Origin of the sequence: Rhizobium sp. NXC14 (assembly GCF_002117485.1) — a bacterium.
GTDB lineage: Bacteria > Pseudomonadota > Alphaproteobacteria > Rhizobiales > Rhizobiaceae > Rhizobium.
The window spans coordinates 3632823-3642500 of sequence record NZ_CP021030.1 but is presented as its reverse complement, the minus strand read 5'-3'; the positions used below and the strand labels follow the sequence as shown (position 1 = coordinate 3642500).

Genomic DNA, 9678 nt, shown 5'->3' with positions numbered 1-9678 from the left:
GTAGTGGCGAGCGAACGCGGACCAGGCCAGTGGCAATTGTGATTAAAGTGGAACGCTCTGGAAAGTGCGGCCGTAGTGGGTGACAGCCCCGTACGCGTAGATATCACGATTGTCCTAGAGTAGGGCGGGACACGAGAAATCCTGTCTGAACATGGGGAGACCACTCTCCAAGCCTAAGTACTCGTGCATGACCGATAGCGAACAAGTACCGTGAGGGAAAGGTGAAAAGCACCCCGACAAGGGGAGTGAAATAGAACCTGAAACCGGATGCCTACAAACAGTCGGAGCCCGCAAGGGTGACGGCGTACCTTTTGTATAATGGGTCAACGACTTAGTGTAACAAGCAAGCTTAAGCCGGTAGGTGTAGGCGCAGCGAAAGCGAGTCTGAACAGGGCGATATAGTTTGTTGCATTAGACCCGAAACCGAGTGATCTAGCCATGAGCAGGTTGAAGGTTGGGTAACACCAACTGGAGGACCGAACCCGCATCTGTTGCAATAGATTGGGATGACTTGTGGCTAGGGGTGAAAGGCCAATCAAACTCGGAAATAGCTGGTTCTCCGCGAAATCTATTTAGGTAGAGCGTCGAGCGAATACCCCCGGGGGTAGAGCACTGGATGGGCTATGGGGACTCACCGTCTTACTGATCCTAACCAAACTCCGAATACCGGGGAGTACTACTCGGCAGACACACGGCGGGTGCTAACGTCCGTCGTGAAAAGGGCAACAACCCTAACCTCCAGCTAAGGTCCCCAAGTCATGGCTAAGTGGGAAAGGATGTGAGGATCCCAAAACAACCAGGATGTTGGCTTAGAAGCAGCCATCATTTAAAGAAAGCGTAACAGCTCACTGGTCTAAATAAGGGTCTTTGCGCCGAAAATGTAACGGGGCTGAAGCCATGCACCGAAGCTGAGGATGTGTAGCAATACACGTGGTAGCGGAGCGTTCCGTAAGCTGATGAAGGGAGACCCGTGAGGGCTCCTGGAGGTATCGGAAGTGCGAATGTTGACATGAGTAACGATAAAGAGGGTGAGAGACCCTCTCGCCGAAAGACCAAGGGTTCCTGCTTAAAGTTAATCTGAGCAGGGTTAGCCGGCCCCTAAGACGAGGCGGACACGCGTAGTCGATGGGAACCACGTTAATATTCGTGGGCCTGGTGGTAGTGACGGATTGCACAAGTTGTTCTGGTTTATTGGATTATCAGGGCAGCGGAGCGGTTCCAGGAAATAGCTCCACCGTATAGACCGTACCCGAAACCGACACAGGTGGTCAGGTAGAGTATACCAAGGCGCTTGAGAGAACTATGTTGAAGGAACTCGGCAAATTGCACGCGTAACTTCGGAAGAAGCGTGACCCCATTTTAGGCAACTATGATGGGGTGGCACAGACCAGGGGGTAGCGACTGTTTATCAAAAACACAGGGCTCTGCGAAGTCGCAAGACGACGTATAGGGTCTGACGCCTGCCCGGTGCTGGAAGGTTAAGAGGAGAGGTGCAAGCTTTGAATCGAAGCCCCAGTAAACGGCGGCCGTAACTATAACGGTCCTAAGGTAGCGAAATTCCTTGTCGGGTAAGTTCCGACCTGCACGAATGGCGTAACGACTTCCCCGCTGTCTCCAACATAGACTCAGTGAAATTGAATTCCCCGTGAAGATGCGGGGTTCCTGCGGTCAGACGGAAAGACCCCGTGCACCTTTACTATAGCTTTACACTGGCATTCGTGTCGGCATGTGTAGGATAGGTGGTAGGCTTTGAAGCGGGGACGCCAGTTTCCGTGGAGCCATCCTTGAAATACCACCCTTATCGTCATGGATGTCTAACCGCGGCCCGTCATCCGGGTCCGGGACAGTGTATGGTGGGTAGTTTGACTGGGGCGGTCGCCTCCGAAAGAGTAACGGAGGCGCGCGATGGTGGGCTCAGACCGGTCGGAAATCGGTCGTCGAGTGCAATGGCATAAGCCCGCCTGACTGCGAGACTGACAAGTCGAGCAGAGACGAAAGTCGGTCATAGTGATCCGGTGGTCCCGCGTGGAAGGGCCATCGCTCAACGGATAAAAGGTACGCCGGGGATAACAGGCTGATGACCCCCAAGAGTCCATATCGACGGGGTTGTTTGGCACCTCGATGTCGGCTCATCGCATCCTGGGGCTGGAGCAGGTCCCAAGGGTTTGGCTGTTCGCCAATTAAAGCGGTACGTGAGCTGGGTTCAGAACGTCGTGAGACAGTTCGGTCCCTATCTGCCGTGGGTGTAGGAATATTGACAGGATCTGTCCCTAGTACGAGAGGACCGGGATGGACATATCTCTGGTGGACCTGTTGTCCTGCCAAGGGCATAGCAGGGTAGCTATATATGGACGGGATAACCGCTGAAGGCATCTAAGCGGGAAACCCACCTGAAAACGAGTGTTCCCTATCAGAGCCGTGGAAGACGACCACGTTGATAGGCCGGGTGTGGAAGTGCGGCAACGCATGAAGCTTACCGGTACTAATAGCTCGATCGGCTTGATCGTTCTCATTGTTCATGCTCATCAGCCAAAGGCTGATGATGCCAGAAAGGAATAGGCAGTCGGCAATAGCCACTCCTCATTCGCTTCAAAGACGTGTTCAAAAAAACGATGACAATAGCGCTATTGCCTAATGGCAACTGCCTACTGCCTCATCCCCAGCTTCTCATCAAAAGTTGCGCTTTGCCGACCTGGTGGTTATGGCGGGGTGGCTGCACCCGTTCCCTTTCCGAACACGGCCGTGAAACGCCCCTGCGCCCATGGTACTTCGTCTTAAGACGCGGGAGAGTAGGTCGCTGCCAGGTCTGCCAAACGCAACTCAGTTGATAAAATCTTCTCAATCACAAGCCAACGGCCCAAAGCCGAAACAAAGGGCCGCTCACAAGCGGCCTTTCGTGTTATAATCATTCCGCGGGGTGGAGCAGCCCGTTCGGCCTAAGATCGATCCACCGGATCGATCTCTTAACGGCCTCACCTCGTCAGGCTACGCCTGACATCGCTCCCGGGCTCAGACAGTCCGGAATAAAATAACGCGGGGTGGAGCAGCCCGGTAGCTCGTCAGGCTCATAACCTGAAGGCCGCAGGTTCAAATCCTGCCCCCGCAACCAAACCTTCCATAAACACAACACGCAAAAAGCCCGCCTCATCGCGGGGTTTTGCGTTTGTGGCAGCGGGTCGAGAATTTAACGCCGAGTCAGCGGCCCGCAAGCAGGCGAAGCCGACGCCGCGAGACAGAAAAACCCAAGCCTGCCCCCGCTAACCAATTCAACTTGCAAGTCGCTTGATAGAAAGCGCCTCGACATACCCTCGAGGAGCTTTTGCGTTTCTGCTGGGTGCCCGGCTCCAGGACGCCGGCTGACCTGCTAGGGAACTTTCATTCGGCAACGATGAGAGCCTCGGCGGTTTCTGATACCCAGGACCGCGCGGTGCAACAGGCGGAAATGGGAAGCCTTCATCTCGCACAGCGAACTACTCTTCTTAAAACGTCCTGAGCCCGGAGGCATCATAGCCAGCGACGGCAAACGGCATAACGGCGACGGCATTGTGTGAGGTGCGTCGCCGTTGTACCATGTAATCTGACAAGTGTGCGCCGTGCTCATTGTCGAGCGGAGCCAAAGCCCGGTCGCGCGCTTCAACCCGATGAATAAGTAGTCCGGATCATGGAACTTATCGTCGCCCTTGGCCTAATCGTCTTGAAGGTCGCGTTCCTGATTGCGATCCTGCTGTTGCTACCCTTGCCGCTCACCTGGCTGGAACGCAAGGTCGCCGGGCACATCCAGCAGCGGATGGGGCCGATGCGCGTGGGATGGCACGGGCTGTTGCAGCCGGTGGCGGACGGAATCAAGCTCCTGACGAAAGAGGATCACATCCCGGCCGAGGCCGACCGGTTCCTGTTCAAACTGGCGCCAATCCTGGCGCTCGCTCCGCCCTTTGTGGTGTTCGTCGCGATCCCCTTCGGCGAAACTGTCACGGTCCTCGGCCACGGGATCACGCTCTACGTCTCCAACATGAATGTGGCGCTCCTTTTCGTTTTCTCGGTGATCGGGATCGAGGTCTATGGCGTCATCTTTGGCGGCTGGGCCTCCAACAGCAAATACGCTGTCCTGGGCAGCCTCAGAACCTGCGCCCAGATGATCAGCTACGAAATCCCGATGGGGTTCGCGGTCATCGGCGTGGTCATTCTGGCGCAGTCCATGAGCCTTCTCGAGATCGTGCGGGCGCAGGCCGATGTCTGGAACATCGTCTACCAACCGGTCGGGTTCTTGGTGTTCTTCGTCGCCGGATTGGCCGAAGCGCAGCGCATTCCCTTCGACCTGGCGGAAGCGGAAGGGGATCTAGGGGCCGGGTTCCATACCGAATACAGCGGTATCCGCTTTGCCTTCTTTATGGTCAGCGAATATGCCATCGTATTGCTTGTGTCGGTCTTGGTGGTGATCCTGTTCTTCGGCGGCTGGAACGGTGTTCTGATTCCCTTGCCACCGCTCCTGTGGTTTGCTCTCAAGGTCGCGTTCTTCGTCTATGTGTTTATTTGGTTCCGCTTCACTTTCCCCCGCTACCGCTACGATCAGTTGATGGCGATCGGATGGAAGGTCTTGCTTCCTCTGTCGATGGCGAACATAATTATAACCGGTATACTTTTAGGGGTCGTAACGGCCCCGTAGCGAGGCGGCGATGTCGCGCGCGCTGGACAGAGTTGGAACATGGGTTGGCTGGGCGTTCTTCGCCGATCTGGCGAATGCCTTGGCTCTGACCTTCGGATATCTGTTCTCCAAATCCGTGACCATGCAATATCCGGACAACGAAAAATGGCTACCCTACTCGCGTTACCGCGGGCATCACTTTCTGAAGCGCGACGAAGAGGGCGAGATCAAGTGCGTAGCCTGCGAACTCTGCGCGCGGATCTGTCCCTGCGACTGTATCGAAGTCGTCCCGTACGAGGACGAGAAGGGCAGCCGGCACCCGGCGAAATTTGAAATCGACACAGCCCGCTGCCTGTTCTGCGGGTTGTGCGAGGACGCCTGCCCGGCGGATGCAATCGCGCTTGGGCAACAATACGAATTTTCCAGTTTTTCCTCTGCTGACCTGGTGATCGGGCGCGACGATCTGCTCGCCAAGCCGGGTAAGGCGGCAACCGGCGGCGGCGTGGTCGCCGCGCGCCTGAATACGAAGAAGGACGTACTCGTCGAGACGAAAGAGACGCACGGCTACAACTGGTGGCGGAATATCCGGCGAACATGAAAGCGCCAGCCATCAAACCGAAGCGCTCGAACAGGAGGCTCAGATGTTTGTCGGTGAAATCATGAAGAACAAGGGTGTCGGTGTCATCGCAGTCGCCCCCGATCAGACGATGGTGGAGGTACTGAGGTTGTTTCGAGACAACAATATCGGCTTCGTCGTCGTGAGCCGATCAAACAGCAAATACCTCGGTACGGTGTCGGAGCGGGATTGCTGCAATGCGGTGGCGGAATACGGGGCCGCGGCAGCGGCGATGCGGGTCGCGGACATCATGAACCGCAATGTCGCAACGTGTTCGACACAAGATCTGCTACCCGTCGCGATGGGGATCATGACCCAGCGGCGTACGCGCCATGTGTTGGTCACGGATGGAGGCAACGTTGTCGGCGTGGTCAGCATCGGAGATGTGGTTAAGCACAGGCTCGACGAAGCGCAGCGTACAGAGCAGGAGCTGCAGGATTACATATGCGGGACCAGGTATCACTGACGCCGCCCACTCGATGTAATAACGCTGGGGCGGGCAGCTTGCCACGGAGTCTTGCGGTGCCCCCGAGCCCAAATCCTCAAACCCCGCGCCAGATCCGGCCTGGGGGGGCGACTTCAGGAGTGGCATGCGCCTTCTGGACTTCCACCGCGCATGGATATTCGCCCCGACGCAGCAGGCTGTTGAGACGCAAGGCTCTATAGTTTTCCGGAACGAAGACGAGGCCCTTGGGAAACCGCCTGTCGACCTTGAGCTGCGCCGACAGTTCGCCCTGGCCGGAACGCACGATTACCTGATCGCCATCCGAAAGGCCAAGCTCCGCAGTATCCTGCGCGCTCATCGTGACATAGGGATCGTTGGCGACTGTGTTCAGCGTGTCCGACCGTTCGGAAAGATATCCGTTGTGGAACAGGCAGTCGCCGGTGATCAGCATGAGCCGGTCGGCTGCTGTTGGAGCGGACGGCGGCGCAAGGAACACGCCAGCCGATAATGTTGGCACCGCCTTGGTGAATGCGCCGTCGGCGCCAAGTCCGTCCTGCGTCAACCCCTGATAAGCCGGGACCAGCCGGGCAATCTCGTCGAAAATTTCGCCTCGCGTCGATGGCGGCAACGCCTTGCTGCGTAGCGCCGCGACGAAGTCGATAATCGCCAGATTGCCTCGCGCGTCGAAGACGGGCTTACGGAATTTGCGAACATTCTGGATCCGGCCCTCGTTGTTGGTGAACGTTCCGGATTCCTCGCCGTATCCCGCCGCAGGCAAGACGACCTCGGCCATGCCCGCCGTATCCGTGAGGAACGCGTCCTGCACGATCAGGAGATCAACTGCGCCAAGCGCCCGCGTCACAAAGTCCCGGTCGGGATAGGCGACCAGGGGGTCGGTTCCGACGATGTAGAAAGCGCCCATCCGGCCACCGATGCAGAGCTCCAGCATGGCATCGAGATTCGCACCGGGTTCAGACGGGATTTGGGCGCCCCAGTTTCGTGCAAGAGCTGCGCGCGCCGCGTCATCGGCGACGGCCCGCAGCCCTGGGAGAGCCGCCGGCAGGACCCCCATGTCCCAGGCGCCCAGCTGGTTGGCACGGTCGAAGAGAAACTGCATCGCCGGGCCCTTGCCTAGCAGGCGGAGAACCTGCAGCAGGTTGTAGAGCTGCAGCAGCGTCGCGCGCGCTTCGGGTGATCTCAGGAGGTCGACGCTGACAAGCACGGTGACGCTACGGGCTTCCTTGAGCGCGGTGGCCAGACGATCCGGCCCGTCGCTGCCGGTGCCCGCTGCCGGCCTGCCGACCATCGCCCCGATGTCCGCAAATGCGTCGCCCGGCAAGGTTTGACGGGCCGCCGCCATGAGCGCGGCTACCACCGCCGCAAGGCTTGCCTCTTCTCCGCCCGGCGGCACGCGAACCACCACCCTGGCATCGGCGTCCAGCCGCGAGGGCCGCGCCGAAAGCATCAGCAATCCGGCCTGCCGCCGCCGCGCGGCGTCTCGCAGCAGGTATTCGGTGACGGGATTCTCCTCGGTCACGTTGCCGCCGACGACGAGCACGCAGTCGTTGCCGATTACGTCGGCCAGCGGTGTGCGGCTGTAGAAAGTTCCCAATAGCGGGCCGAGCGTATCGAAGGGCGCGGCCCAGCGTGACGAACAATCAATGTTGTTGGTCCGGAATACTGTTCGCATCAGCTTCTGGAACTGATAAAGCACCTCGTTGGGCAGGCGAGGCGAGACCAGCCCGCCGGCCTCCTTGCTCTCGACAGCCAACAGTCGCCGGCGCAGATAATCCCCCGCGTCGTCCCAGGAAACCGGGACCAGGGCGCCATCCTGACGGATCATTGGCTGCTTGATCCGGTCCCGGCTTGCAACGAAATCGAGGCCGAAGCGTCCTCGCACGCAGACAGTTTCGTGGTTGACACCTTCGCCCCACTTCGAGCGCACCCGCATGAACTCGCCCTTGCGCGTGCCCACTGTCAGCTGGCAACCGGTGCCACAATGCGGGCAGATCGTGTCGGTCTCTACGAGATCCCAGGGGCGCGCCTTGTAGCGGTAGGGGAAGCTCATCAGCGCGCCGACCGGGCAGACCTCGACGCAATTGCCGCACTGGTCGCAACTCGCCAGACTGCCCTCGAAGCCGGTGACGGCGGTATCCATCCCTTTCTCGACGGTGCCCAGCGCCACCGCGCCGACGACCTCCTCGCACATCCGGACGCAGCGCTGGCACTGGATGCAGCGGTTGACGTTCATGATGATGACCGGGCTGAGGCGAATGTCCTCGGAGTGGAACACACGTTTGTCATCGCGGAACTGGCTTTCGCGGGGCCCATAAGCCATTACCATGTTCTGAAGCTCGCATTCGCCGCCCTTGTCGCAGATCGGGCAGTCGAGGGGGTGATTGGCGAGCAGCATGTCGAGCATAGAAGAGCGCGTTTCCTCGATCAGAGGCGTATTCGTCCGCACGACCATGCCATCGGTGACCGCAGTAGCGCAGGACGGCTGCAGCCGCCGCAGGCCCTCGATCTCCACCAGACACATGCGGCAGGAGGCCAGCGGCGGCAGACGCTTCAGATAGCAGAAGGTCGGAATATCGATGCCCAAATGCCGGGCGGCCTGCAGCACCGTCGAGCCAGCCTCAACTTCCAGCGTTTGTCCATCGATCGTGACATTAAGCATGGTTCCTCACAATCCTGATCCAGCACACTCCTTCAGTGAAACGGGCACCTCCGCTCCTCGACATGGACGACGAACTCATCTCGGAAATGCTTGAGTGCTGCCCGCAATCCCATCGCTGCACCGTCACCCAAGGCACAAAACGTATTGCCGAAAATGCCCTTGCAGAGCATCTCCAGCTGCTCCAGATCGCCGGCAGCACCTTCGCCGCCTTCAACCCGGCGCAGGACTTTCACGACCCAGTTCAATCCTTCCCGGCAGGGCGTGCACTTGCCGCAGGACTCGTGGTGGAAGAACTCGACAATCCTGGTGGCGACCTTGACCATGCAGGTGCTATCGTCGATCACGATAACGCCAGCCGAACCGAGCATCGAGCCGGCGGCAGCCAGCGAGTCGAAATCCATTCTCACCTCCAGCCCGTGTTCAGGGATGACCGGCGCTGAGACCCCGCCCGGGATCACTGCCTTGATCTTGCGTCCCGGCAAAGCCCCGCCGGCATGTTCTTCGACCAGTTCGCGCAGCGGTATGCCCATCGGCAACTCATAGAGGCCGGGTTTGCGCACCTGCCCACTGAGGCAGTAGAGCTTCGGGCCGGGGCTTTTGTCCGGGCCGATACCGCGGAACCAGTCCGCGCCCCGCGCCACGATATGCGGCACGCAGGCCAGCGTCTCGACATTGTTGATCACAGTCGGGCTGGCGTAGAGCCCGGCCACGGCCGGAAACGGCGGCTTCAATCGCGGCTGCGCCCGCTTGCCCTCAAGCGACTCGAGCATCGCAGTCTCTTCGCCGCAGATATAGGCGCCGGCGCCGCAGTGAATGTGTACGGCGAAATTGAAATCCGAGCCCAGAATGCGCTTTCCGAGATAGCCCTTCGCGTGGGCCTCGGCGATCGCTTGTTCCAGACGACGGATCGCCGTCACATATTCTCCGCGAACGTAGACATAGGCGGTTTCGGCCCCGATCGCGTAGGCACTGACCGCCAGCCCCTCGATCAGTTGATGCGGGTCGCGCTCCATGATGATCCGGTCCTTGAACGTGCCGGGTTCGCCCTCATCGGCGTTGCAGCACAGATATGTCGACTTGCCGGTGCGCTTCGGCACGAAACCCCATTTCATGCCCGTTGGGAATCCGGCACCACCGCGACCGCGCAGGTTGGACCGTTTGACGAGGTCGATAACCTCGTCAGGCGTGTACTCGCGCAACGCCTTCGCCAGCGCCTGGTAGCCGCCGCCAGCCTCGTAGGTCGACACCAAATGATCATTCGCCACATCGACATTTTTCAGAAGAACCGGCTCGAACAT

Annotated in this window: 5 protein-coding genes, 1 tRNA gene and 2 rRNA genes (1 of these 8 cut by a window edge); 6 read left to right on the top strand and 2 right to left on the bottom strand. The window is 59.2% G+C overall.

All coding sequences use genetic code 11. The features are described 5' to 3' along the window. The 6 genes from NXC14_RS17870 to NXC14_RS17845 all read left to right on the top strand — a co-directional run. A 23S ribosomal RNA gene (locus NXC14_RS17870) occupies nt 1-2507 on the top strand (it extends 434 nt beyond the left edge of the window). A gap of 184 nt (nt 2508-2691) precedes the next feature. Further along, nucleotides 2692-2806, top strand: a 5S ribosomal RNA gene (gene rrf, locus NXC14_RS17865). Nucleotides 2807-3032: 226 nt separating this feature from the next. After that, nucleotides 3033-3109, top strand: a tRNA-Met gene (locus tag NXC14_RS17860). Nucleotides 3110-3661: 552 nt separating this feature from the next. Beyond that, a complete protein-coding gene (gene nuoH, locus NXC14_RS17855; protein ID WP_085779271.1) occupies nt 3662-4663 on the top strand; it encodes an NADH-quinone oxidoreductase subunit NuoH in 1002 nt (333 codons plus the stop codon). A 10-nt stretch (nt 4664-4673) separates the two neighbouring features. Beyond that, entirely contained in the window at nt 4674-5240 is a 567-nt protein-coding gene (locus NXC14_RS17850; RefSeq protein WP_085779270.1) for an NADH-quinone oxidoreductase subunit I, read from the top strand. Between the two features lie 43 nt (nt 5241-5283). Beyond that, on the top strand, nt 5284-5724 hold the full coding sequence (locus NXC14_RS17845) for a CBS domain-containing protein (RefSeq protein ID WP_085779269.1): 441 nt from the start codon (nt 5284-5286) through the stop codon (nt 5722-5724). A 76-nt stretch (nt 5725-5800) separates the two neighbouring features. On the opposite strand, the gene nuoG is transcribed toward NXC14_RS17845, so the two are convergent. Both nuoG and nuoF read right to left on the bottom strand, forming a co-directional pair. Next, entirely contained in the window at nt 5801-8380 is a 2580-nt protein-coding gene (gene nuoG, locus NXC14_RS17840) for an NADH-quinone oxidoreductase subunit NuoG (RefSeq protein WP_085779268.1), read from the bottom strand. A 32-nt stretch (nt 8381-8412) separates the two neighbouring features. Further along, nucleotides 8413-9678, bottom strand: coding sequence for an NADH-quinone oxidoreductase subunit NuoF (gene nuoF, locus NXC14_RS17835; protein ID WP_085779267.1), 1266 nt, complete (start codon nt 9676-9678; stop codon nt 8413-8415).